The 24,858-nt window shown below is 62.6% G+C and carries 18 protein-coding genes and 1 pseudogene; 15 read left to right on the top strand and 4 right to left on the bottom strand.

The genetic code is table 11. The features are described 5' to 3' along the window. The first annotated feature begins 17 nt into the window (after nt 1-17). From BN2475_RS03560 to BN2475_RS03535, 6 genes and pseudogenes are all read left to right on the top strand, one after another. Nucleotides 18-497: a hypothetical protein gene (locus BN2475_RS03560; protein ID WP_143325722.1), complete on the top strand. Its 480-nt coding sequence runs from the start codon at nt 18-20 to the stop codon at nt 495-497. Between the two features lie 148 nt (nt 498-645). Further along, nucleotides 646-774, top strand: a pseudogene (locus BN2475_RS03555) (UDP-glucose 4-epimerase); the annotation flags it as partial. A gap of 290 nt (nt 775-1,064) precedes the next feature. After that, the gene (locus tag BN2475_RS03550) at nt 1,065-2,276 is read left to right on the top strand and encodes an ABC transporter substrate-binding protein (protein ID WP_094778201.1); all 1,212 of its coding nucleotides are present in this window, start codon (nt 1,065-1,067) and stop codon (nt 2,274-2,276) included. A gap of 211 nt (nt 2,277-2,487) precedes the next feature. Further along, nucleotides 2,488-3,363, top strand: coding sequence for a branched-chain amino acid ABC transporter permease (locus tag BN2475_RS03545; RefSeq protein WP_094778200.1), 876 nt, complete (start codon nt 2,488-2,490; stop codon nt 3,361-3,363). 8 nt (nt 3,364-3,371) lie between these two features. Further along, complete coding sequence (locus BN2475_RS03540; protein WP_094778230.1) at nt 3,372-5,312, top strand: branched-chain amino acid ABC transporter ATP-binding protein/permease; 1,941 nt, start codon at nt 3,372-3,374, stop codon at nt 5,310-5,312. Between the two features lie 64 nt (nt 5,313-5,376). Next, the gene (locus tag BN2475_RS03535) at nt 5,377-6,111 is read left to right on the top strand and encodes an ABC transporter ATP-binding protein (RefSeq protein WP_094778199.1); all 735 of its coding nucleotides are present in this window, start codon (nt 5,377-5,379) and stop codon (nt 6,109-6,111) included. Nucleotides 6,112-6,207: 96 nt separating this feature from the next. Here BN2475_RS03535 and BN2475_RS03530 read toward each other — a convergent pair whose 3' ends face one another. After that, nucleotides 6,208-7,767: a methyl-accepting chemotaxis protein gene (locus BN2475_RS03530; RefSeq protein WP_094778198.1), complete on the bottom strand. Its 1,560-nt coding sequence runs from the start codon at nt 7,765-7,767 to the stop codon at nt 6,208-6,210. 309 nt (nt 7,768-8,076) lie between these two features. On the opposite strand from BN2475_RS03530, the gene BN2475_RS03525 reads away from it, so the two are divergent. Further along, nucleotides 8,077-9,177 (top strand): MraY family glycosyltransferase, encoded by a 1,101-nt coding sequence (locus BN2475_RS03525; RefSeq protein ID WP_094778197.1) that lies wholly within the window; start codon nt 8,077-8,079, stop codon nt 9,175-9,177. A 59-nt stretch (nt 9,178-9,236) separates the two neighbouring features. On the opposite strand, the gene BN2475_RS03520 is transcribed toward BN2475_RS03525, so the two are convergent. The 3 genes from BN2475_RS03520 to BN2475_RS03510 all read right to left on the bottom strand — a co-directional run bounded on the left by BN2475_RS03520 (nt 9,237) and on the right by BN2475_RS03510 (nt 13,172). Then, entirely contained in the window at nt 9,237-11,117 is a 1,881-nt protein-coding gene (locus tag BN2475_RS03520) for a polysaccharide biosynthesis protein (protein ID WP_094778196.1), read from the bottom strand. An 11-nt stretch (nt 11,118-11,128) separates the two neighbouring features. Then, entirely contained in the window at nt 11,129-12,151 is a 1,023-nt protein-coding gene (locus tag BN2475_RS03515) for an MraY family glycosyltransferase (RefSeq protein WP_094778195.1), read from the bottom strand. Between the two features lie 61 nt (nt 12,152-12,212). Beyond that, nucleotides 12,213-13,172, bottom strand: coding sequence for an NAD-dependent epimerase/dehydratase family protein (locus BN2475_RS03510; protein ID WP_094778194.1), 960 nt, complete (start codon nt 13,170-13,172; stop codon nt 12,213-12,215). A gap of 646 nt (nt 13,173-13,818) precedes the next feature. Between BN2475_RS03510 and BN2475_RS03505 the strand changes: the two genes are divergently transcribed. The 8 genes from BN2475_RS03505 to BN2475_RS03470 are packed head-to-tail and all read left to right on the top strand — an operon-like array spanning nt 13,819 to nt 24,711. Then, nucleotides 13,819-14,790, top strand: coding sequence for a glycosyltransferase family 4 protein (locus tag BN2475_RS03505; protein WP_094778193.1), 972 nt, complete (start codon nt 13,819-13,821; stop codon nt 14,788-14,790). Further along, nucleotides 14,787-16,958 (top strand): glycosyltransferase family 2 protein, encoded by a 2,172-nt coding sequence (locus BN2475_RS03500; protein WP_094778192.1) that lies wholly within the window; start codon nt 14,787-14,789, stop codon nt 16,956-16,958. Before BN2475_RS03505 ends, BN2475_RS03500 begins: the two co-directional genes overlap by 4 nt. Further along, nucleotides 16,951-20,127 carry a glycosyltransferase family 4 protein gene (locus BN2475_RS03495; protein ID WP_094778191.1) on the top strand — a complete coding sequence of 1,059 codons (3,177 nt, stop codon included), beginning with the start codon at nt 16,951-16,953 and terminating at the stop codon, nt 20,125-20,127. Before BN2475_RS03500 ends, BN2475_RS03495 begins: the two co-directional genes overlap by 8 nt. Beyond that, entirely contained in the window at nt 20,124-21,191 is a 1,068-nt protein-coding gene (locus BN2475_RS03490) for a glycosyltransferase family 4 protein (protein WP_094778190.1), read from the top strand. Before BN2475_RS03495 ends, BN2475_RS03490 begins: the two co-directional genes overlap by 4 nt. Beyond that, nucleotides 21,188-22,171, top strand: a complete 984-nt coding sequence (locus BN2475_RS03485) for a glycosyltransferase family 4 protein (RefSeq protein WP_094778189.1) — start codon at nt 21,188-21,190, stop codon at nt 22,169-22,171. Before BN2475_RS03490 ends, BN2475_RS03485 begins: the two co-directional genes overlap by 4 nt. A gap of 1 nt (nt 22,172) precedes the next feature. Next, the gene (locus BN2475_RS03480; protein ID WP_094778188.1) at nt 22,173-23,228 is read left to right on the top strand and encodes a glycosyltransferase family protein; all 1,056 of its coding nucleotides are present in this window, start codon (nt 22,173-22,175) and stop codon (nt 23,226-23,228) included. A 14-nt stretch (nt 23,229-23,242) separates the two neighbouring features. Continuing rightward, nucleotides 23,243-23,836 (top strand): histidine phosphatase family protein, encoded by a 594-nt coding sequence (locus BN2475_RS03475; RefSeq protein WP_094778187.1) that lies wholly within the window; start codon nt 23,243-23,245, stop codon nt 23,834-23,836. Next, complete coding sequence (locus BN2475_RS03470) at nt 23,833-24,711, top strand: hypothetical protein (RefSeq protein WP_094778186.1); 879 nt, start codon at nt 23,833-23,835, stop codon at nt 24,709-24,711. Before BN2475_RS03475 ends, BN2475_RS03470 begins: the two co-directional genes overlap by 4 nt. Nucleotides 24,712-24,858 lie beyond the last annotated feature (147 nt).

Below are 24,858 nucleotides of genomic sequence, written 5' to 3'. Positions count from 1 at the left end.
CGGGAGGGTCAGAAAGGATGAGCTGGTTTCGATTCGTCACCATGGCAGGTGCGATGCTACTGTGCGCAGTGCTCGCACACGCTCAGGGCACGGCACTCAGGCAGGGTGTCCGGGCCTCCGCGGCGCAGGTGCAGCCGTTGAGCCGGACTGCCCCGGTGACGATCGGCAGCACGAGCGTGTGGCCGATGCCGAATGCTGCGGCGCTCGACCAGGACGGTAACGTACAGCCGAATTCGACGCTGGTGATCCGGTCAAGCGACTGGTTCGCGGGCCTCAGCACGAACGATCTTGTCGTGATCTATCCGGACACGGGCGCAATCAGTGCGGCGGCCGGCGGCCTGGCGCAGCAAATACAGGCTTTCCCGCAAATGGGCATCACCGTACTGCACGTGAACACCTTTTCCAGCCTGCCTCCCCTCTATCAGACGCTTTCCACGAAGTTTCCGTCGGCCAGATTCGACTTGCCGGTCAGCTACGTCAAGCAGCGAACGCAGTGAGACGCTCGTAGTCAGGTGTCCTGACGATGGAGAAGTCCATGCAAAGTGCATTCTGCGCCATGTCAGCGCTTGCCTGACCGCGGTGGTTCATGGGTATGCTCACGGCCGGCCAGTTTTCGCCAAATTCGTCGTCCGGATATAACGCCTCGTCGCGTCGTGTTTCGCCGATCCGGCCGCGGCCGAAGACATCATCGGCTGGCGTGCGCAGTTCGGCATCGAGCAGATGTGCGCGGATCACTGGCGCTGGCAGTCGGGCAATCCGCGCGGGTTTGCATGAAGCGGTCGAAGTGGTCGAAGCGACCAAAGCGACCAAAGCGGCGGTGGCGCGCTGATGCGCGCTGAATTGGACTGAACATCGACGGCGGATCTGGCGAGTCGCGACGCACGGACTGCGCCGCCGTCGATTGCGGGATTGCACCACGCGGGTAAGTCCGAATATTACTCAGACATTACGGTTCCTATACTGCCTCACCGACGGACGGTCAGGTATCCTGAGAACGTCCGGTCGGCGCGCATGGGAGCCGCATCGAGGCTCCGTGCAAGAAAAGACATGCTACGGAGACAGTTATGGGAATTCGCTTGAAGAGCGTTGTGAGCGCGCTCGCGCTGTGCGCCCTCGCTAACGTCAGCTACGCAGCCGAGCCGATCAAGATCGGCGTCGACGGACCTTTCACCGGCGGCTCGTCTTCGATGGGCGTGAGCATGCGCGACGGCGTGCGTCTCGCCACCGCCGAAATCAACAAAGCCGGCGGCGTGCTCGGCCATCAGATCGTGCTGGTGGAGCGCGACGACGAAGCGAAAAACGAACGCGGCGTGCAGATCGCGCAAGAGCTGATCAACAAGGAAAAAGTCGTCGCGGTGGTGGGCTACATCAACACCGGCGTGGCGCTCGCGTCGCAGCGCTTCTTCCAGGAAGCGAAGATTCCGGTCTTCAACAACGTCGCGACCGGCAGCGTCGTGACGAAGCAGTTCACCGATCAACCGGACAACTACGTATTCCGCAACTCCGCCGCCGACCGCATTCAGGCGCCGATGATCGTCGACGAAGCCATCAGCAAACGCGGCTTCAAGAAGGTCGCGATTCTCGCCGACTCGACCAACTACGGCCAGCTCGGCCGCGAAGACCTCGAAAAGGCGCTGGCCACCAAAGGCGTGAAGCCGGTCGCCGTCGAGAAATTCAATATCAAGGACGTCGACATGACCGCGCAGCTGCTCAAGGCCAAGGAGGCCGGCGCTGAAGCGGTGCTGACCTACGGCATCGGGCCGGAACTCGCGCAGATCGCCAACGGCATGGCCAAGCTCGGCTGGAAAGTGCCGCTGGTCGGCAGCTGGACCCTGTCGATGGCGAACTACATCGACAACGCGAGCACCAACGGCGAAGGCGCGCGCATGCCGCAGACCTTCATTCAGGAAGCCAACACGCCGAAGCGCAAGGCGTTCATCGACGCGTACCTGAAGGAATTCAAGCCGAAGAACAACCGCATCGACTCGCCGGTGTCCGCCGCGCAAGGCTACGACTCGATCTATCTGCTGGCCGCGGCGATCACCCAGGCCGGTTCGACCGATGGCCCGAAGGTGCGCGCCGCGCTCGAAAACCTCAACGCCAAGGTGGAGGGCGTCGTGATGGTGTACGACAAGCCGTTCACGCACGACGACCACGAAGCGATCAGCCCGAACGTGCCGGTGGTCGGCGAGGTCAAGGGCGGCCGCGTGATCTATGCGTATGAGGCCGATCGCAAAGGCGGCAGCCAGTTGCGCAGCAAGCTGGCGTCGAACTAGGCGCTAAAGGCGCGAAGCCGGCGCGCAGCGCGCGCCGGACAAACGCCAATGCAAGCTCCTGTACAAGCGCCGTTGCAAGCTCCTGTACAAGCGCAAATGCAAGCGCAGACATACGCGCGAACCCAAGCGCGGCAGCATGCTCCGAAGCCGCACCCGCTTGCCAGCGGGGGCGGCTTTGCTTCATAGACGGTGAACTCCAAGGCGTTCGACGATGGTCATTCTTCTGCAGCTCATCTATAGCGGCATTGCGCTCGGCATGATCTACGCCGTGATCGCATTCGGCTACCAACTCACGTTCGCCACCTCCGGCACGCTGAACTTCGGCCAGGGCGACGCGCTGATGCTCGGCGCGCTGGTCGGCCTCACGCTGGTCTCGCTCGGCGTCAACTACTGGCTGATGATCCCGCTCGTGTGCGGGTTCGGTCTGTTGCAAGGCGCGTTCGTCGAACGGATCGGGGTGCGGCCCGCGATCAAGATCAAATCCGAATTCGGCTGGATCATGTCGACCATCGCGCTCGGCATCATCTTCAAGAACGTCGCGGAGAACATCTGGGGCCGCGACGATCTGCGCTTCCCGTCGCCGCTGCCGGAAGCGCCGCTCAAGGTGCTCGGCGCGAACGTGCTGCCGATGGAACTGCTGGTGGTTGGCGGCGCGCTGGTGATGATGCTGGCGGTCGAGTTCTTCAACCGCAAGACGATCTTCGGCAAGGCGGTGGTGGCCACCGCGAACGACCGCGACGCTGCCGCGCTGATGGGCATCAACACCGGCCTCGTGATCACGTTTTCGTATGCGCTCTCGTCGCTGACCGCCGCGTTCGCCGGCGTGCTGATCGCGCCGCTCACGCTGACCGGCGCGACCATGGGCGCGGTGCTCGGGCTCAAGGCGTTCGCGGTGGCGATCATCGGCGGACTGTCGAGCGGTCTGGGCATCGTGGTCGGCGGCGTGATTCTCGGCATCGCCGAGACCGCCACCGGCTTTTACATCTCCACCGGCTACAAAGATGTGCCAGGGCTCGTGCTGCTGCTGATCGTGCTCGCGATGAAACCCGCCGGGCTGTTCGGCAAGACCACGATCAAGAAAGTGTGAGGGCCGCCGTGAATCTGAAGAAACTCATTGCGTCGGCACTCGCGCTGATCGCGCTCGCGGTGTTCCCCGTGCTGTCGGGCAACCCGTACTACATCCATCTGTTCGAGACCATCATGATCTACGCGATCCTGCTGTTCGGTCTCGACATCGTGGTCGGCTACACCGGCCAGGTTTCGCTCGGGCATGCGGGGCTGTTCGGGGTTGGCGCTTACACGGCGGGCGTGCTGTTCATCAAGCTCGGCATGCCGTTTTTCGTCACCGCGCCACTCGCGATTCTCATCACGGCCGGCTTCGGCGCGATCCTCGCGTTGCCCGCGCTGCGCGTGTCCGGCCCTTACCTCGCGATGGTGACGCTCGCGTTCGGCACGATCCTGCAGATCCTCATCAACGAGATGGATTTTCTGACCAACGGGCCGATGGGCGTGAAGATTCCGAAGCCGTCGCTCGGCGCGCGGCCGATGAACGAAGTCGAATACTACTGGCTCGTCGCGGCGCTGCTGGTGGTGTCGCTGATCGTCGTGCACCGCGTGCTCAAGTCGCACCTGGGCCGGGCGTTCGAAGCACTGCGCGACAGTCCGATCGCGTCGGACTGCATGGGCGTGTCGGTGTACCGCTACAAGGTCTACGCGTTCGTGATCAGCGCGGGCTTCGCCGGTCTCGCCGGCTGCCTCTACTCGTATTCGGAGCAGTACATCTCGCCGAATACCTACAACTTCGAACTGACCATCCTGTTCCTGCTCGCGATCATCATGGGCGGGCGCAAGACGCGCAGCGGCGCGCTGCTCGGCTCGGCGATCATCGTGCTGCTGCCCAAGCTGCTCGATGACATCGACATGTTCCGCACCGTCGCCTCGGCGCTGGCGGCGGTGGTCGTGATCGGCGCGGGCGTGGCACTCGCGCGCAAGGTCTCGACACCGCGCAAGGTGGCGATTCCGGTGCTCGGCACGGTGGGGCTCGCCGCGTTCTCGTACCGCATCGACACACTCGCGGACTGGCGGCTGACCATCTTCGGCCTGATGATCCTGCTCGTGGTGTACTACCTGCAGGACGGCGTGGTCGGTTTCGTGCGCAAGATCGTGATGCACGGCCGGGTGCGCACGGTCACCGTCGACACCACCCAACCCGCGACGAGCGGCGGCGACGCGATTGCGGCCGTGCACGCGGGCGGCGCGGAAGACATCCTGCAACTGCGCGGCATCCTGATGCAGTTCAGCGGCCTGAAGGCGCTCAACAACGTCGATCTGACCGTGCGGCGCGGCACGATTCACGGACTGATCGGCCCGAACGGCTCAGGCAAGAGCACGATGATGAACGTGCTGACCGGCATCTATGTGCCGACTGCGGGCACGCTCGACTATCGCGGCACGTCGCTCGCGGGCAAGACCTCGGCGCAGATCGCGCTGGCGGGCATCGCGCGCACGTTCCAGAACGTGCAACTGTTCGGCGAGATGACCGCGCTCGAAAACGTGCTGGTCGGTCTGCATCACACATTCCGGACCAATCTCGCGGACGTCGGGCTGATGTCCGCGCGTTACCGGCGCGAGGAGCGTGCGGCCCGCGAGCGCGCGTTCGGCATGCTGCGGTTTGTCGGGCTGGAGCACGCCGCTGGCGAAGAAGCGCGCAATCTGCCCTACGGCAAGCAACGGCTGCTCGAAATCGCGCGGGCGCTCGCGCTCGATCCGCAAGTGCTGTTGCTCGACGAGCCGGCCGCCGGCCTCACCGCGCCGGACATCAAGGAGCTGGTCGCGATCATCCGCAAGGTGCGCGATCACGGCATCACCGTCGTGCTGATCGAACATCACATGGACGTCGTGATGAGCGTCTGCGATCGCGTGTCGGTGCTCGACTTCGGGCAGAAGATCGCGGAAGGCAATCCGGCCGACATCCAGTCGAACGAAAAAGTCATCGAAGCTTATCTCGGCGGCGAGACGGTCGGGCAACCAGCCTGAGCCGCGCCGGCCTCTTTCGGGACCCACGGGACCCAGGGGACCCACGAGACTCACAGGAACAGACATGCTATCGGTCAAGAATCTGCATGCAGGATACGGCAAGGTGAAAGTGCTGCACGGCATTTCGATCGACGTCCCGAAGGGCTCGGTCGTCACGCTGATCGGCTCGAACGGTGCGGGCAAGACCACCACGATGCGCGCGATCTCCGGCATGATCCGCCCAAGCGCCGGCGAGATCACGATGGGTGTGGGCGCGAGCGCGAAGCGGATCGACGCGCTCGACTCGCATCGTATCGCGCGGCTCGGACTCGCGCATTCGCCGGAAGGACGGCGCGTGTTCGCGACGATGAGCGTGACCGACAACCTGATTCTCGGCGCCTTTGCGCGCCTCACCTGGGCACGGCCGCGCGGCGATGTGAACGCCGATCTGGAGCGCGCGATCGAACTGTTTCCGCGTCTGAAGGAACGGCGCCATCAACTGGCCGGCACGCTCTCCGGCGGCGAGCAGCAGATGCTGGCGATGGCCCGCGCGATCATGCTGAACCCGGAACTCGTGCTGCTCGACGAACCGTCGATGGGGCTCGCACCGATTCTCGTCGAAGAGGTGTTTCGCATCATCGAGAATCTGAAGGGCCAGGGCGTGACGATGCTGCTGGTCGAGCAGTTCGCCGCGGCGGCCCTCAATGTGGCCGACTACGGCTACGTCATGGAAAACGGCCGGATCGCCGCGCATGGGCCGGCGCTGCAATTGCGCAACGATCCGTCGGTGAAGGCCGCGTATCTGGGTACGAGTCATTGACGCAACGCACGGGCTCGGCGATTGCCGAACCCGTGCCGAAGCGTACCTCGCGCGAACTCCGGCCTCGGTGCCGGGCCGCGTTAGCAACAGCCTCGGCTATGCCGCCTTCGCATCGAGCCGAAACACCGCCACCGCGTCGCACAGCGCAACCGCGTGCTCTTCCAGCGACTTCGCCGCGGCCGCGGCCTGCTCGACCAGCGCCGCGTTGTGCTGCGTGACTTCGTCGATCTGCGAGACCGCCTTGTTGACCTGCTCGATGCCGTCGCTTTGCTCGAGCGCCGACGCCTCGATCTCGTTCATCACGCCGGTGACGCGTTCGACCGCGCTCATCGCTTCGTGAATCGTCTTCTGCGCGTCGGACACGAGCGAAGCGCCCTCCTCCACCTTCGCCGCCGATTCGCCGATCAGTTCCTTGATCTCCTTGGCCGCCGCGCCCGAGCGCTGCGCGAGGCTGCGCACCTCCGAGGCCACCACCGCGAAGCCGCGTCCCTGCTCGCCGGCGCGCGCCGCCTCGACCGCCGCGTTCAACGCGAGGATGTTGGTCTGAAACGCGATCCCTTCGATCATGCCGATGATCTCCGTCACCTTGCGCGACGACTCGCTGATGCCATCCATCGTTTCGGTCACGCGCGACACCACCGTGCCGCCACGCGTCACCGTGTCGAGCGCGCCATGCGCGAGGCGGTTCGCCTGCTTCGCGTTGTCGGCGTTCTGCTTCACCGTCGCCGACAACTGCTCCATGCTCGCGGCCGTCTGCTGCAGCGCGGCCGCCTGCTGCTCGGTGCGCGCCGACAGATCCGCATTGCCCGAGGCAATTTCGTTCGCGCCCCGGGTGATCGCGGTGGTATTGCCGCGCACCTTGGCGACGGTCTCGACGAGTCCATCACGCATCTTCGTCAATGCGGCCAGCAACTGACCCATCTCGTTGCGTGACTTGACGTTGATGGCGACGCTCAGATCGCCGGCGGCGATGCGCTCGAAGTGCTTGACAGTCGCATTGACCGGCTTGATCAGCGCCGCCGACAACCCGACGCGCGCCACCACGCCGATCGCGAGCGAGATCGCGCCGATCGCGGCGAACAGCAGCGTCGCCAGCTGGAAGCGCTGCGCGCCGGTGGCGGCCTGCTGATGCTGATTGCCGATCTGCGCGGTTTCGAGCGCGTCGATGGCCTTCGAATAGGTCGCGTAGAGACTGTTCGCGGTGTCGCCCTGGATGGTGCGGAAGGTGTTGAAGTCGAAGTCGCTGAGCGCCTTGAACTCCGGCTCGATCGCCTTGTCGACCAGCGCGTTGCGCGCCTGTTCGACGCTCTGCGCGAGCTTGCGCTCGTCGTCGCTCACGAACGAACCGGCCATGTAGTTGCGGAAGTCCTTATTCGATTCGACCAGCACTTTGTGCGCGGCCGGCAGCAGTTCGTCGGTCTGCTTGCCGACGCTGAAGAGCGCTTGATAGCTGCCCAACGCGAGCTGCGCCTGCAGCAGCTTCTCCGAGCTTGCCTTCAGATGCGACAGCGCGATCGCGCTGCGCTGCGTGTCGTCGAGGCTGCTGTTGGCGAGCTTGAGCGCGCCGTAGCCGACCGCGATCACCGTCAGAAGAAAAGCGACGAACACGCTGATCACCAGCGTCAGCCCGCCACGAATTGTGATGTTGTTTAGCATTGGGTCTCCGGAACGTCTTGCCGAGTTGCGGCGCAACAGATTGGCGCACGCGCGTGCCGCGTTGTTGCGCGTTGTTGCGTGTTGTTGCGCGTGACGCACACTGCGCCGCATCCTGGTTTACGACCGTGCGCGACCCGCGCCACATAGGTGGAATCCATGACTGGCGCGCGTTTTCAGCCGTTTTCGGCCGCTCAAACCTCACTATCTGGGATTCGCGTGGGCTCGCGCGCCATCGACGCCCACGCGCCGCGAGCCGGGCGCCGCGCGTTTCGTTTGTATAATTCGGCGTCTTTGCTCAGGCCCACTTTCATGCTCAGTTTTGCGCTTGGCTTTCTCGTTTCACTGCTGATCACGCTGTTGATCGTGCGCTATGCGCATCTGCATGAAAAATTCTCCACCGATACCGATCTGGCCGGCGTGCAGAAATTCCATGTGCGCCCGGTGCCGCGCATCGGCGGGACCGGGATTCTGCTCGGGCTGATCGTCTCGGCGCTGCAGTTGCATCGTGCGTATCCGGCCGTGTCGGGCGGCATTCTCGGGCTGACCGCGTGCGGCATGCCGGCGTTCGGTTCGGGTCTCGTCGAGGACCTGACCAAGCGTGTGTCGCCGCTCGCGCGTCTCGTCTGCACGATGGCGGCTGCCGCACTGGCCTTTTTCCTGCTCGGTATCGCGGTCACGCGCATCAGTGTGCCGCCGCTCGACTTTCTGCTGTCGTACGCGGCGATCTCGTTCGTGGTCACGGTGCTGGCTGTCGCGGCGCTCGCTAATGCGATCAATATCATCGACGGCTTCAACGGTCTCGCGTCGATGGTCGCGTTCATGATGTTCGCGTCGCTCGCCTACGTGGCGTTCCAGGTGGCCGATCCGGTCGTGCTGTCGGCGTCGTTCATGATGATGGGCGCGGTGCTCGGCTTCTTCATCTGGAATTTTCCGGCGGGGCTGATCTTTCTCGGCGACGGTGGCGCCTACTTCATCGGCTTCATGCTCGCCGAACTGTCGATCCTGCTGGTGATGCGCAATCGCGATGTGTCGGCGTGGTATCCGGTGCTGCTGTTCATGTATCCGATCTTCGAGACCTGCTTCTCGATCTACCGGAAGAAGTTCATTCGCGGCATGTCGCCGGGGATTCCCGACGGCGTGCATCTGCACATGCTGGTCTACAAGCGGCTGATGCGCTGGGCGGTCGGCGCGCGCACCGCACGCGAGCTGACGCGGCGCAATTCGCTGACCTCGCCGTATCTGTGGCTGCTGTGCCTGATCGCAGTCGTGCCGGCCACGCTGTTCTGGCGGCATACGCTGCATCTGTTCTGCTTCGTGGTGGTGTTCGCGGCGACTTATGTGTGGCTGTATATGAGCATCGTGCGCTTCAAGTCGCCGAGGTGGATGGTGGTGAGGAAGGGGAAGCGGTAATTGAAAAAGGCGCTTGGGGCGCCTTTCCAATGGTTGACGTCAAGCGTCCGTCGCCGTACCTACGACACCCGCGTCGCCGGCGTCACGCTGCGCAGTGCGGCAGTGGTGGCCGGCTGGTACTCGGGCACCCAGCGGCGCAGGTCGCGGCGCACTTCGTCGTCGGTCGGCACGCGGTGCTGCATCAGCCACGGCAGCAGATTGTCGACCAGGCTGTCCGGCACTTCACGCGCACGCGCGATGCGCAGCTTCGAATGCGGTGTGCGAGTGGTCGTTTCATCGTCCGCCAGCAGTTCTTCGTAAAGTTTCTCGCCAGGCCGCAGACCGGTGAACACCACGCGAATCTGCTCCTCGCTAAAACCGTACAGGCGAATCAGATCGTGCGCGAGATCGGCGATGCGCACCGGCTTACCCATGTCGAGAATGAAGATCTCGCCGCCGCGGCCCATGCTCGACGCCTGCAACACGAGTTGCGACGCTTCGGGAATCGTCATGAAGAAACGGGTGATCTCCGGATGCGTAACCGTGACGGGACCGCCGCGCGCAATCTGCTCCTGGAACTTCGGAATCACGCTGCCAGCGCTGCCCAGCACGTTGCCGAAGCGCACGGTTTCGAACTGGGTGCGCCGCGTGCCCTGCTGCTGCAGCGCCGAGCAGGCCATCTCCGCGAGGCGCTTGCTCGCGCCCATCACGTTGGTCGGGTTGACGGCCTTGTCGGTGGAGATCAGCACGAAATGCGCGACGTCGTGGCGGATCGCTGCGCGCCCCACGCGATACGTGCCGAGCACGTTATTGCGCACCGCCTGCCAGGTGTTCACTTCTTCCATCAACGGCACGTGCTTGTAGGCCGCCGCATGAAACACGATGTGCGGACAGTAGCGCGCCATCACCTGATCGAGCAGCAGCGAATCCTTCACGTCGCCGATGATCGGCACCACCGACACTTCGGGATATTTGTCGCGCAGCTCTTCGTTCAGACGATAGATGGAAAACTCGGAGATATCGAACGCCACCAGTTGCACGGGGCCGAAGCGCAGGATCTGCCGGCATAGCTCCGAGCCGATCGAGCCGCCCGCTCCCGTCACCATGACGACGCGGTTCTTCAGCAGCGCTCCGACATGCTCCGTGTCGATCGTCACCGGGTCGCGGCCCAGCAGGTCTTCGAGGTCGATCTGACGCACTCGCGACAGGAACGCCTGGCCCTGGGTGAGCGGCGTGAGCGCGGGCAGCGTCATCGCCCGCACACCAGCGCGCACGCACAGCGTGGCGATGCGCCGATGCACTTCCACCGGCGCCGACGGCACGGCGATGATCACGTGCTCGACTTTCAGGTCGGCGGTGATCTTGTGCAGATCGGTGATCGCGCCGAGCACGCGGTAGCCGTAGATTTCGCGGCCCTGCTTGACCAGGTCGTCGTCGAGCAGACCCACGAGACGCCATTCGCCCGAGCGCTTCAGCTCGCGCACGAGGTTCGCGCCGGCATTGCCCGCGCCGAGCACCAGCACCGGCTTGCCCTGGCCAACCAGGCCGCCATAGCGGTAGAACTCCTTGGCCGCGCGATAGAGCGCGCGCGAGCCGCCCATCGCGAGGAACAGCAGCATCGGCGAGACGATCAGCACGGAGCGCGGCACGACTGGCACCGGTTGCAGCAGCGCCGAGCCGATCACGACGACCAGTGCGCCGACGCCAATCGCCTTGGCGATACGCACGAGATCGGGCAGGCTGGCGAACACCCACATGCCCCGGTACAGCCCGTAGCTGCGGAACATGACCGCGTAGATCAGCAGCACCCACACCAGCGCATGCATGCCGCTCGACCAGAACGGCGTTGGCACCGGACCGTTGAAACGGATCACGTATGCCAGCATCCAGGCCAGAGCCACCGCGCATAGATCGAACGCAAACGCACTGAACGAAAGCCATCGGGCTTTGAATCTTTTCATTGCGTATAACCTCAGGATTGCCTGGAACGGGACGCATAACGGCGCCAGCGGCAATCAATGCATAGCCCGGCGACCGCCAGCACGGCAGCCCAAACGACGACAACCAGCCATTGATACAGGACAGCAAATTGTAGTGCCCAGACAGCAAGCATTATGCCCGCCGCCATGAACAAATACCAAATCCATGCCGTTGATGCGTGTCCCAAACCGGACTGCACCAGTCTTTGATAGTAGTGTTCACGGTGCGCTTGCCAAAATTTTTCGCCGCGCACGAGGCGCTTGAGCAGCGTCACCGATGCATCGCCAATGAACGGCGCGAAGCACAGCGCCGGGAACCACACTGGCCACACGCCTTCGCGCCAGCCCCAGTAGCCGAGCGCGCCGGCGAGAAAGCCGAGCGGGATCGAGCCGGCGTCGCCGAGAAAAATCCGCGCGGGGTGGAAATTGAACAGCAGAAAGCCCGCCGCCGCGCCCGCCACGATCACGCACGCCAGCGCGAGCGCGAAGTCCGGATGGTTCGCGACAGACGCGGCGATCGCGTAGCCGCCGAAGCCGAACAACGCCATGCCGCCTGCGAGACCGTCCGAGCCATCCATGAAATTGTATAAATTGACCAGCCAGACCAGCAGCACCGCCATGGCCGCCAGCGCCCACCAGGGCACCTCGGCGGGGTAGATGGCGATCAGCGCCGCCACTGCCGCCGCGTGGCCGCCGAAGCGTATGCGCGCGGGCAGGCCGCGGCGGTCGTCGATTTGCGACAACGCGGCCAGCAGCGCCGCCGCCAGCGCAGGCAGCCAGAGCGCCGGCGCGGCCAGCCAGATCAGCACCACGGTCACCGGCACGATACCCCAGCCGCCGACGCGCGGTGTCGGCCGGGTGTGCAGCGAGCGGTCGTTGGGGATGTCCGTGGCGAGACGCCAGGCGAGACCGCTCGTGAGCAGCGCCCACAGAATCGCCGCGCACGCGCCCAGCGCGACGACGCCCCACAGCAACAGAGGGACGGCGGGAAAGGCAAGATCTGAAGCAATCGACATCGTTAGTCAGCAGTCCGGAGTCAGTTCAGTGCGGTTCAGTTCAGTTTGGTTGCAACGCGTTTCAATGCGTCGCGCGATACCAGGCGGCCGTCTCCAGCAAGCCATGCTCGACGGTATGCGGCGGGGACCAGCCAAGACATTCGCAGATGTGCGAACTATCGAGGCGCAGCTCGCCGATCAGACGGTCGACCTGCGCCGTGCGGCCGGTCAGGCGGCCGGCGACGCGCAGCACGCCGACCGGCACCGGCACGAGGCGCGCCGGCGCGTGCAGTTGCTGCGCCAGCGCCCGCGCCAGCTCCGCAACGCTCAGATCGCGGCCATCGGTGACGTGGAAGGTGTGGCCGGCGGCACGCGGGTCGGTGATGCAATGCACGAGCGCGTCCGCGAGGTTGTCGACGAACACGAGGCTGCGCCGCGCGGCGATCGCACCGAGCGGCAGCGGCACGCCTTTGGCGAGCGCGTTCATCAGTTGCAGGAAGTTGGCGCGCACGCCCGGACCGTAGACCAGCGGCGGTCGCACGATCACGATCTCGAGACCCGACTTGCGACCGTAGTCGACGAGCGCGCGCTCGGCTTCGAGTTTGGAGATGCCATAGGGATCGGATGGTGCGGGCTCGTCTGTTTCCGTGATCGGCCGGCCTACGCTGCTCTCGGCCACCGCCTTGATGCTGCTGACGAAAACCAGGCGGCGCGCGCCCGCGCGACGCGCCGCGGCGGCGACACGCAACGCGCCATCGACGTTAGTCGCGCGATAGGCCGGCAATGGATCGGCCAAGGTTTCGCGCATCATATGGACGCGCGACGCGAGATGGACGACCACATCGCAATGCAGCGCCACCGGCCAGCGCTGTTCGATGCCCTGAAAGTCATCCGCGTCGAGCAGCCATTCGCGCACACCGTCGACGACCGTTTGCGCGCGGCGCACCACACCGACGACGCGATCACCACGCTGCAGCAGTGCGCGCGAGAGCGCCTTGCCGACGAAGCCGTTAGCGCCGGTGATCAGAACACATAGGGTCATGGGCGCACTTCCTGTGAACCGACCGAGCCGACCCGCCATGCCAGGAAACGCGAGCGTGCGCGCTCAGAACTTGTCCTGATTGCATGCGACAGGAATGGCGGATGAGACACGATACAATCTGGCATCGGCGGTGCTTCTCTGGAAGTCTGATTGGGAACGTATTGTATGCGGTCAACTTGCGCCGCGGCCCGCTACACGCGATGTTTAGGCGCTAGAATGCGTCAGCGGCTAACAGACCGAAAGCAGAACTGAATGCATGGTGAAAGGCTTCGGCCGTGATAATAAAGCGGACGGACGCCCACCGGGGTGTAGCCCCTACATTTCGTAACAACTCAAACATATTCGCGCATGTGGAATTCGTGGTTTCGATCCGACGTGCTCGACGACAGCACACTCACGCTCGCCCCCGAGTGGCGTGAGCGACTAGCGGCCCGCACCGCGGTGAGCCAGCGCCTGAAGGCCATGAAGCCGCGCAGCGCGTCCCCGTGCGAAGATCGCGCAGCATACCGACCCGGGCGCACTCGCACCTCTCACGGATTGCCGTTCCGCATCGTTTAGGTCCGCAGTGTCCGACGCCGTGTCGGCACGCGTCGCACGATGCGCTGGTCTGACGAAAAGAAAACGTTTGAGCATATAGAGCCCATTCATGAAAGTGCTGTTCGCCACCTACCCCATGGCCTTCCACACCCCCGGCGGCGGAGAGATCCAGTTGCTCGCCTATCGCAGACACCTGCCCGCTCATGGCGTGGATGTCACGTTGTTCGATCCGTGGAACCCACGCTTTCTCGAACACGATGTGGTTCACTTCTTTTCATGCGTCGGCGGCTCGGTCCACTTCTGTAACTTTGTTAAACAATTGGGCTTGCCGCTGGTGGTTTCGTCTAGTCTCTGGGTGACCGAGGAGACGAAGCATCTTTATCCGATCGGCGAGATTCATCATCAGTTCTCGCTCGCGGACCGGGTGGTGGCGAATTCGGAAATCGAGTGCGAGACGCTCGCGCGAATCTTCGACCTGCCGCGCGAAAAATTCGTCAGCGTGCTCAACGGCGTCGAAGAGAGCTTTTATGAGCCGGTCGCGCCGGAGCTGTTCCGCAGCGAATTGAGGATCGAGGATCGCTTCGTACTGAACGTCGGCAATATCGAGCCGCGCAAAAACCAGCTGGCGCTCATCAGGGCGATGAAGTCGTTCCCCGACCTCAAGCTCGTGCTGATCGGCCATCAACGCGATCCGCAATACGCGCAGGCGTGCTTCGCGGAAGGCGGCGACCAGCTCATCTATGCGGGCACGCTCGCTCATGATTCGCCGCTGCTGCGCTCCGCCTACGCGGCCTGCGAAGCGTTCGTGCTGCCCAGCACGCTGGAGACGCCCGGGCTCGCCGCGCTCGAAGCGCATGCCGCGGGTGCACGCATCGCGGTGACGAAAGTTGGCTCTACCGAAGAATACTTTGCGCGGCACGTCGCTTATCTCGATCCGCAGGATGTGGAGAGCGTTGCGCGGTCGATCGGCGAGGCCCTCGCACAACCGCGCGCCGGCACTCTGGACACGGCGCGCGACCTGACGTGGCAAGCTGTCCTGTCTCCCCTGAAAGACCTCTACGATTCCCTGCTGACAAAATGAACTTCGAACTTCGTCCTCTGAATAACGTCGAGATATCCTCGAACCCCGCCTTCTCCTGGCAAGCCACCAACAACGACCCGCAGTTCGAACTGGTGGGTTGGGAAGCGCTGTCAGAACGAGCGGCGCATATTTCGTTCGAGCTCAAGGTCGACACGCCGGCGTCATCTCCTTGCATGATTTACGTCGATGCGGGATCGGGCATGTCCGAACATAGCGCGATTGGCCTGCTCGTCGACGCGAGCGGCAAGGTCGAACAGGACGTTGCGTTCCCCACGCTGGTCGGCCCGATTCGTTTCGACCCGATCGCACTTCCGGCGTCTTTCTCCGTGCAAAACCTGAAGATCGAACTTCTCGACGAATCGGAATGCTCGCAGGAACTTCTGGCGCGCGCGCGCCGGATCGCGGCATGGCGAGGCGGTCCTCTGCCGGCTACCGCGCCGATCGTCGGCGAGTCATATCAGGAATGGCTCGACGCACATGAACCGCCCGCGTCCATCTATCCGCGGTTGCGCGAACGGTCGAAAACGTTCGAGTTGCAACCCACGGTCAGCATTCTCATGCCGACGTACAACACGCCGGAGAAGTGGCTGCGCAAGGCGCTCGACTCGGTGATCGACCAGGTCTACGAAAACTGGGAAATCTGCATTGCAGACGATTGCTCGACCAACGCCGAAGTCAAAATTGTGCTGGACGATTATGTCGCCCGGTATCCGGAACAGATCAAGGTCGCCTATCGCACGAAGAACGGCCACATCAGCGAGTCGAGCAACACGGCGTTGCAGCTGGTGACCGGCGAGTTCGTCGGTCTGCTCGATCACGACGATGAACTGCATCCGCTGGCGCTCTATTGCATGGTCGAAATGATCAACGCGCATCCGGACGCAGCACTGATCTATAGCGATGAAGACAAGATCTCCGAAGAAGGTGCTCGCTCGGAACCGTACTTCAAGTCAGACTTCAACTACGACCTGTTCCTTAGCCAGAACATGATCTCGCACTTCGGCGTCTACAAAACGTCGGTAATGAAAGAGATCGGCGGTTTCCGCACCGGGCTCGAAGGCTCCCAGGATTACGACCTCGCGCTGCGCGTGATCGATCGGGCCGGGCATGACGTGGTCTATCACGTTCCACGCCCGCTTTATCACTGGCGGATCATTCCGGAGAGCACCGCGAGCGGCCATGAAGCCAAGCCATACGCGCACATCGCGGCAATGCGCGCGATCGACGACCACCTGCAGCGCAACAACATCAACGCGCACACGATCCACGCACCGGGCACTCACGCGTTCAACAAGGTGGTGTACGCGCTGCCGGACGTGCTGCCTTCAGTCGACATCATCATTCCGACACGCGACTCCGCGGCGCTGGTCGAACAATGCGTCGAATCGGTGCGCCAGAAGTCGAGCTATCAGAACTTCCGCATTACGATCATCGACAACGGTTCGGTGAAACAGGAAACGCACGATCTGTTCGCGCGTCTGCAACAGGACGAGCGTATCAAGGTCGTGCGCGACGACTCGCCATTCAATTACTCGGCACTGAACAATCGCGTCGCACTAGGCAGCAGCGCCGACTTCGTCTGCCTGATGAATAACGATATCGAAGTCATCAACGCCGACTGGCTGGAAGAAATGGTCTCGGTGGCATTGCAGAAGAGTGTGGGGGCAGTCGGCGCCAAGCTGCTGTATCCGGACGACACCATCCAGCACGCCGGCGTCGTGCTCGGCGTGGGCGGCATTGCGAGCCACGCCCACAAGCACTTCCCCAACACGATGGCAGGCTATTTTGCCCGCGCACGCCTGCGCAACGCAATGAGCGCCGTGACCGCCGCCTGCCTGTTGATCCGTCAATCGATCTACAAGGAAGTCGGCGGCCTCGACGAGGAACTGCACATCGCGTACAACGACATCGATTTCTGCCTGCGTGTGCGCAAAGCGGGCTACCGAAACGTTTTCACGCCGTATGCCGAGTTGTATCACCACGAGTCGGCCACGCGCGGCGCTGAAGACACGCCTGAGAAGATCATCCGCTTCAACCAGGAATCCGAGCTGGTCAGGCAGCGCTGGGGCGATCTGTTGATGAACGACCCCTGCTACTCGCCGAATCTGACGCTGAACGCCGACGACTTCTCTTTCGCATGGCCTTCGAGGATCGCAGATCTTGGTTAATCAGGCGGGGAGAACGAACAAGACCGGGTGGCTGGCCGAGTACCGCCACCCATCGCCGAGCGAGCTGTTTTGCCTGCCGAGCGCGATCTATTTTCTGATGAAGTTCAGAGCCGATCTGGCGCGCTTCAATTCGAAGGCGCTCGATGACCGGCTGACGCTCTATTTCTGGTGGGAAATGACGGCGCGGGAAACTTATCCCGACTTCGAGTGGGTCCTTCGTCCTGAGGACCTGGAGTACTTGCATCAACTCGATAACGAGTCGCTGATCGCGCGGCATCCACGCGCCGTCACCTATTGGCTGGGCTCGACCGCGCCGAGCGTGCTCGATACGAGGCATCTCGCCGAGACGATGCTCGAGTCGCAAACGGTGTGTGAACAAGCCGGGCTGCAACTGCCCAGGTTGATCACGATGATAGTCGGCACCCGGAACGATCTGTCCAGCGCGTTCGATCTTGGCACATTGACCGGCTATCTGAATTGCCTCGACTGGTGGGAAGCGCATGGTCAGGCTGCCTGTCCGAGAGTGACGTGGAGTGTGCCCGTCTCGTGGCCGAAACTGGTGGAGGCGATCGACGATGCCGATGCCGACGCAATGCCCTTTCCGCGTTTCCTCGCGCTCATTGCGACCGAACGCCCCGACCTGCGCAGCGCATTCGACCTGAACACGTTCACCGGCCGGTTGGCCTGCCTCAGTTGGTGGAAAGAGCACGGCCACCGCGAGTATGCGCGGATCAGGTGGGCGGCCCCGCCGATCGGCAGGGCCATGCTTGAGCCGGAACAGCCGGTCGACGACGAAGGTCTGGACATTCCGCGCTTCATCTCCTTGATCATCAAGGAGCGGCCCGACCTGCAAACCGCATTCAACCTGCTGAGCTTTACCGGGCGGATCAGTTGCCTTTCATGGTGGCTGGAACACGGACAACTCCAGTATCGGGCGATCAAGTGGGTACCGCCCGGCATGCCCGCGCCCCTGTTCGTGATGGAATGGGGCGCGCACCCCGACTGGCTGCCGGTGCCGCGATTCCTTCGGCTGATCCTCCAGGAGCGGCCGGATTTACAGGGCTCCTGCAATCTCGACAGTTTTATCGGCCGCCTCAACGCTCTTTCGTGGTGGGTCGAACATGGACAGTTCCAATACCCGGCGATTCTCTGGGACGCGTCGGCATTGCCCGCGGCATTGTTCGATATGGAGCCCGGCGAACATTGCGCTTTGCCACTCATTCCGCGATTCCTGCGTCTCATCTGGAGTGAACGACCCGATCTGCAGTCGGCATTCAACCTCGACAGCTTCGGCGCGCGCCTGAGCTTCCTGACGTGGTGGGACGACGACGGTAAAGACGAGTATCTCGCGATCAAGTGGGTGCCAGCCGGCGTGCCCGGCCCATTGTTCGAGATGGATTGGGGCGCGCACCCCGATTGGTTGCCCCTGCCGCGCTTCCTGCGGGCGATCCTCGACGAGCGGGTGGACCTACAGGCCTTTTGCGCCGAGGACAGTTTTATCGGCCGCCTTAACGCTCTTTCGTGGTGGGTAGAGCATGGACAGTCCCAGTACCCGTCGATTCGATGGGTCACACCAGGTTTGCCGGCGGAACTGTTCGAGATGGAACCGGGCGAACATTGCGCGTTGCCGCTTATCCCGAGATTTCTGAGCCTGATCCACAACGAACGCCCCGACTTGCAAACCGCGTTCAACCTCGACAGCTTCGGCGCTCGCCTGAACTACCTGTCATGGTGGAATCAGAGCGGTCAAAACGAGTACCACGCGATCAAGTGGTCCGCGAGAGGTCTGGCCGATGCGCTGGCTCGTATGGGCGACGAGCAGGCGGCCGGTGCGTCGCCGGTCGCTCGTTTCCTGGAGATGATCGCCAACGAGCGCCCGGACCTGCGGGCCGCCTTTGACATCCGCACCGACGCGGGCCGCGAACAGCTGGTGCATTGGTGGAATGAATTCGGCGGTCACGAGTATCCGCTGCTGGGCTCGCTGAAGGTCCATCGCGGGGAAACCCCCGCTGGTGCGAAGTCAGACGAACCGCCGCGTTACTACGCCCGTGTCGAACACGGATATGGTTTCGGGGTGAACATCGTGGGCTTTCCGCAAGGGGTGTTGGGCCTCGGCGAAGATGCACGGATGGCCGCGCGCGTTCTCCAACTGACGTCGACACCGGTCGTCCTCGTTAATGCGCCGATGTCCGGGCCGGCAAAGCTGGACACGTCGGTCGATCACCTGCTGAGCGACGAGCTCAAGTACGGCATCAGCCTGATTTGCCTGCCGGCGCCGGAGATGGTGCGCCTCGCGCTGGAAGGCGGCCGCAAGCTGATCGACGCGCCCACGCACAAGATCGGCGCGTGGCCGTGGGAGCTGCCTCACTGGCCCAGCGCGTTCGGCAAGGTCCATCAGATGGTCGACGAGATCTGGGCGCAAAGCAAATTCGTCCAGAGCGTTTACAGCCGGCTGGGCGACACGCCGGTCTATCGCATGCCGATGGCGGTCGAAGTGCCCGCGCCGGTGCATCCTGATCGCGCACGCTTCAACCTGCCGGCCAACGAGTTCCTGTTCTATCTGATGTTCGACGGCAATTCGTGGCTTAGCCGCAAGAATCCCCTCGCCGGTGTGCAGGCATTCCGGCAGGCCTTCGGTGAGACCTCGCCGGGCGTCGGGCTCGTCATCAAGGCGATGAACGTGCGCGACGACGATCCGGTATGGCGCGCCGTGTGCGATACCACCGCCGGCGATAGCCGCATTCACATCGTGTCGGAACGTCTGAGCCGCCAGGACTCAATCGACTTCATGGCCTGCTGCGACAGCTACATCTCGCTCCATCGTAGCGAAGGGTTCGGACGCGTGATTGCCGAAGCGATGGCGTTGGGTCAGCCGGTCGTCGTGACCAATTTCTCGGGCAACGTCGACTTCTGCGAACCCGATACGGCCTTCCTGGTGGACGGGGATCTCATCCCGCTGCGTGCTGGCGACTATCTGTTCTCCGAGGGCCAGTACTGGTGCGACCCGGACGTTTCGATCGCGGCTGAACAACTCAGGCGCGTGATCGACGACGTCGCGCTACGCGAGTGCATCGCGAAGGCGGGCCAGCAACGCATTGTTCGAGACTATTCGGTCGAAGCGGTCGCGCGCGCGTACGCGCGGAGGCTTGCGGAGGTAAAGGGCAAATGACGCTGCGCGTGTGTGCTCCGGATATTTTCTCTGGCGACGCGGTGGGCAACCACTGCCTGGGCATCGCCCGAGCGGCCTCGCGGCTGGGCCTTGCCGCGGAACTCTACGCGCAGTTCTACGACGTGGGCATGTCCGGTGTTCGACCGCTTGAAGAGTTGTTCGCCACCGTGGCTGAAGACGACGTGGTGCTGCTGAGCTATTCGATCTTCGATCCCTATCTCGAACGGCTGCTCGCACTGAACTGCAGAAAGATCTGCTACTTCCATGGCGTGACCGATCCGCAGCTGCTGCGCGAACTCGAACCGCCGACTGCACGCTTGTGCGAATTGGCCCTCGCGCAATTGCCCCTGCTCGCCGGATTCGATGTCGTGGTGGCCAATTCGCACAGCACCGCGGCAAGCCTTGCCGGCATGCTCGATGTCGCGGCGGTGAAAGTCATTCCACCGGTGTTTGCCGACATGCCGGTCTTCCAGCGCGAAGCGGCTGCGGCGGGCGCCAGTTCACGCGAGCCCAATCTGCTGATGGTGGGCCGCGTCGTGCCGCACAAGCGCATCGAGGACGGAATCGACATCCTCGCGCTGTTGAAACAGCGCGAGCTCGACGCGACGCTGACGATCGTCGGCGGCTCACCGAACTATGAGTACCAGAAGCTTCTGATCAATCACGCACGGCGGCTAGGCGTGCTGGAGCGCGTCGACTTCAAGGGCACGCTCGACGACGCGGATCTGTTCGACTGCTACGACGCCACCAGCGCGCTGCTCGCGATGAGCCGGCACGAAGGTTTTTGCGTGCCCGTGCTCGAAGCGATGCACTTCGGTAAGCCGGTCTTTGTCCGGGGCGGCACGGCGGCCCAGGAGCTCTGCCTGCCGGACTGGGTGTTCGCGCCCGAAGCCGATCTCTCCGTCTGGGCATTGGCGATCGCAAACCGCCTCAGCAAATCTGCAGCGGGGAACCGGATCGATTCGGCGTATGTCGCGCACGCAAACGAAATCCTTCAGCGCACCAGCGATTCTGCGTGGCAAGACTTACTTGTTGAAGCAGACGCACAGCGGAGCAACGCATGACCGGCCTTAAATTCATTCTGACAACGTACAGCACCGCTTTCACCGTTAGCGGAGGCGGCGAATCGGAACTCGTCCAGGTGGCGGAAATACTCAAGGCTTCCGGCGTCCACATCGACATCTATGGCATCGGCAGCCGCCCGCTGAGCTTCTACGACGGCGTGATTCATTTCTCCGTGCACGCCGACAGCCACGCGATCCTGCGCGAAGCAGCAGTCAGAAACAAGCGCATCTTCCTCTGGCCGAACGTCTGGTGGCTCGGCCCCATTCCGGCCAGCGAGGTCGAGCGCGTCGAGGAAATTACGCGGATTGCGCACAAGCTGCTATTCAAGTCTCAGGCGGAACTCGACAACTTCACGCAATACATCCGGGTGCCGGCGGAGAAAATCGAAATCCTGCCCACCTGCGTGTCGAACCGCTTTCTCGCGCAACCCGACAAAGATCTGCTGTCGACGGTTTCCAACGCTACGGACTTCGCACTATGCCTGGGGTTGATCGAACCCATCAAAAATCAGTTGCAGACCATCCGCGCGCTGAATCAACTCAAGCTGGACGCCCTGTTCGTGGGTGGAGCCCGCGACGACGACTACTATCGGCAATGCGTCGCGGAGGCTCATTCCGGAATCACCTTCCTGCCGTTCATCCAGCCTTGCAGTGCCCTGCTCCGCTCGATCATCGCCAATTGCAGCGTGATTGCGGAACCGAGCATCGATCCGCCTGGCCGATCTAGCCTGGAAGGCGCCATCATGCAGAAACCTCTGGTGATGTCCGACGGCCCCTGGCAGCGCGAGCACTTTGAAAACGGTGTCTGGTACGCGTCGCCGGACTCGGTGGACTCGATAGCTTCGGCGATCGCGGGCGCGATCAACGACACCGACCGGCACGCCAAGGTAGCTGCAACTTACGACCGTGCGATGGCCCATCACTCCGCATCCATCATCGGTCCGCAAATCGCTGCGCTGCTCGCACGGGAAAGTATCTGAAATGCCGAAGATTCCGCGCTTATTGGTGGTTCAGCGAATCTCGCTATCGCACGACAGATTGATGTCGCGCTCGATTGCCGCGCGCTTTGGCCCGTTACTGGGCTATATGGCCCACAACGGCATGCTCGAATGGGAAGAGATCGTTGAAAGCGAGGTCACCGTCGGGCAGTTGCGCCGGTTCGATGCCGTGCTGTTCAACAAGCACAGTTCGAATCGCGCAACCGATGTCATGCGCATGGCCAACGACCTCGGTCTGCGCACCATCTACGATATGGACGACTGGATCATCGATTTGCCGATGTACAGCGTCACCGATCTGAACGATGACTTGCTGGCCAACATCACCTGGCTGATCCGCCAGGCGTCGATTGCCACGGTCTCGAACGAGGCCCTGCGAGACAAGCTGCGCAAGATCAGGCCATCGGTCGTCGTCATCCCGAATGGGTTCGATCATCACGCGCTACCGTCCGACCCTTCGACGTGGCACGAAACGAATCCGCCCAAAATCCTGTTTTCCAACACGGACGGCATCAAGCTCGTCCAGTTCAGGAAAGAGTTTTTCAAGGTCGTCGTCGAATTCCTGGAACGCCATCCCGATGTCACTTTCGAGTTCTGGGGCGACGGGTTCCCCGAGATGTCGCGCATTCCGCGACTTGTTTCCAAGGGCTTTCTGGAAAACGCAGCGTACAAGGCGGCCATTCGCGACGCCGGCTATCTGTTCTCGATCGTCCCGCTGGGCGGTCGCGAGGATCCCGGCACGCTCTTCTTCAATAGCTGCAAATCGTGCATCAAGTACATCGACTACGGCAGCCTGGGTATTCCGGGAATCTACTCGCGCTCGCCCGTCTACGAAGAGGCGGTCTCGCACGGCGACACCGGCTTGCTCGTGAACAACACGGGGGAAGAATGGGCCAGCGCGATGGAAGCGTTGTATCAGGACCGGCAACTGCGTGATTCGATGCGACTCAAGGCTTACGTGGATACGCATGAGCGGTTCGGCCTCGCCGGACCAGCGAAGACTTTTCTGGAACTCGTGACCGACGAGAACCCAGCTTAATTGGAATACGCCCTATGGATCTCTTACTGATCAGACACGGCCAATCCGTCGCCAACGCCAAAGGATTGCTGATTTCGACGGACAAAGACGGACTCACCGAACTTGGCAAAGCCCAATCGGTCAATCTCGCCGCGACGCTCGAACGCTTTGCCTTTCAGCCGTCGCAGATTTACTGCAGCCCGTGGACTCGCGCGCGTCAAACCGCCGAACTGCTTTTCGGCGAGTCGCGGCCGATGGTATTCGACGCGAGGCTTGCAGAAACCCATCCCGGCATATACGGATCGTGGCTCGAGGCGGATTTCAATCAAGCCTATCCGGATTTCAACAAGAACATCCGGAACCGCTACGAACAGGGCGAATCGCATCTGGATATGGCCGAGCGAGTGCAAGCGTGGGTTGATTCGGAAGTCAAGCCACAGGTCCAGAACGCCGGCCTGATGGTTGCGGTCGCCCATGGTGGCCCCATCAGCGTGGTGCTGCAGCATCTGCTCGGAGTGCCGATCGAGACGCACTATCCCAGCTTCACCGTGCCGAATGCATCGTTTACCTATCTGAAATGGCGCGCGGACCTGAACCGCTACTGCCTCGAACGTGCAGGTCACGTATGAGCAAAACCGTCGCGGTATTCGAGCCGATCTACTCGCCGGATCAGACGCTGAACTGCGCGGAATTTTTACCCCTCGTGCGAGCCGATAATTCGCGCCCCGAGTGGCGCGAATTCAAGATCCTGATCGACATGTACCGCAACGGTGATCATCTTCGGCACGATTTCACCGGACTCTTTTCCCCGAAATTCACGCTCAAGTCGAAGATCTCCGGTGCCGCGTTCCTCGATTTCGTGCAACGCCATTCAGACTCCGATATCTGCTTCATCAATCCTTTTCCTCAACTCGCGTACTGGTCGTACAACGTCTGGATGCAGGGTGAACACGCACATCCCGGCTTGATGCAAGCGGCTCAGGCACTGCTGGATGCGAGCGGCGTGAGTGTGACGATTCGCGATACGCCACGGCATGGTCCGAAATCGTTGGCATACTGCAACTTCTGGGTGGGCTCGCAACGGTTCTGGGACGAGTACGTCGGCCGCACGCTGCTTCCAATTGCCGACTTTCTCGAAGCGAACCCATCGCACGATGCGGCGCTAGCCGTCATGACGGATACGATGCATACGGACCCGGCGCCGTTTTTGCCCTTTATTGTCGAACGGTTGTTCAGCACCTATATCTCCCTGCATCCCGAACTGCCCTGCTCGGCCTATGCATTCGGTGCGCAAGAGGTCCACGACTATTGCATCAATGACTATGAAAAGCTGCTGCTCGACCGCATGCGGGCGAAGATCGATGAAGCGGACGCGTCGACCGTGTTCGATGCTGCGCTAGTCGATCAGATGGATCTGGTCTGCGCATTGTGGCAAAAGCATTTTTTTGATTTCTATGCGACGCGGCCGCATCCTCATACCGGACAGCCAGTTCATCAATCATAATCAGAACCAGCCATCCTGCCGAGGGCGATCAAGTAAGAGCTTTCTTCGGTAGAAGCAGTACATGCACTGTGCGTGTCCGGCGCCGCTCCGCTGCCAGGCGATCTGTCTCTCCGTGCGCTCCAGACGTCCCACAAGGGCTCTAACTAC

This window comes from Paraburkholderia ribeironis, from assembly GCF_900019265.1.
GTDB lineage: Bacteria > Pseudomonadota > Gammaproteobacteria > Burkholderiales > Burkholderiaceae > Paraburkholderia > Paraburkholderia ribeironis.
This window is presented reverse-complemented; position numbering and strand designations above follow the sequence as displayed.

What these genes read in the sequence shown, in the direction of transcription:
- BN2475_RS03535 (WP_094778199.1), top strand. Translation starts at nt 5,377, where the DNA reads ATGCTATCGGTCAAGAATCTGCATGCAGGATACGGCAAGGTGAAAGTG.
- BN2475_RS03520 (WP_094778196.1), bottom strand. Translation starts at nt 11,117, where the DNA reads ATGAAAAGATTCAAAGCCCGATGGCTTTCGTTCAGTGCGTTTGCGTTC.
- BN2475_RS03545 (WP_094778200.1), top strand. Translation starts at nt 2,488, where the DNA reads ATGGTCATTCTTCTGCAGCTCATCTATAGCGGCATTGCGCTCGGCATG.
- BN2475_RS03560 (WP_143325722.1), top strand. Translation starts at nt 18, where the DNA reads ATGAGCTGGTTTCGATTCGTCACCATGGCAGGTGCGATGCTACTGTGC.
- BN2475_RS03530 (WP_094778198.1), bottom strand. Translation starts at nt 7,767, where the DNA reads ATGCTAAACAACATCACAATTCGTGGCGGGCTGACGCTGGTGATCAGC.
- BN2475_RS03500 (WP_094778192.1), top strand. Translation starts at nt 14,787, where the DNA reads ATGAACTTCGAACTTCGTCCTCTGAATAACGTCGAGATATCCTCGAAC.
- BN2475_RS03550 (WP_094778201.1), top strand. Translation starts at nt 1,065, where the DNA reads ATGGGAATTCGCTTGAAGAGCGTTGTGAGCGCGCTCGCGCTGTGCGCC.
- BN2475_RS03475 (WP_094778187.1), top strand. Translation starts at nt 23,243, where the DNA reads ATGGATCTCTTACTGATCAGACACGGCCAATCCGTCGCCAACGCCAAA.
- BN2475_RS03485 (WP_094778189.1), top strand. Translation starts at nt 21,188, where the DNA reads ATGACCGGCCTTAAATTCATTCTGACAACGTACAGCACCGCTTTCACC.
- BN2475_RS03525 (WP_094778197.1), top strand. Translation starts at nt 8,077, where the DNA reads ATGCTCAGTTTTGCGCTTGGCTTTCTCGTTTCACTGCTGATCACGCTG.
- BN2475_RS03470 (WP_094778186.1), top strand. Translation starts at nt 23,833, where the DNA reads ATGAGCAAAACCGTCGCGGTATTCGAGCCGATCTACTCGCCGGATCAG.
- BN2475_RS03490 (WP_094778190.1), top strand. Translation starts at nt 20,124, where the DNA reads ATGACGCTGCGCGTGTGTGCTCCGGATATTTTCTCTGGCGACGCGGTG.
- BN2475_RS03480 (WP_094778188.1), top strand. Translation starts at nt 22,173, where the DNA reads ATGCCGAAGATTCCGCGCTTATTGGTGGTTCAGCGAATCTCGCTATCG.
- BN2475_RS03515 (WP_094778195.1), bottom strand. Translation starts at nt 12,151, where the DNA reads ATGTCGATTGCTTCAGATCTTGCCTTTCCCGCCGTCCCTCTGTTGCTG.
- BN2475_RS03505 (WP_094778193.1), top strand. Translation starts at nt 13,819, where the DNA reads ATGAAAGTGCTGTTCGCCACCTACCCCATGGCCTTCCACACCCCCGGC.
- BN2475_RS03510 (WP_094778194.1), bottom strand. Translation starts at nt 13,172, where the DNA reads ATGACCCTATGTGTTCTGATCACCGGCGCTAACGGCTTCGTCGGCAAG.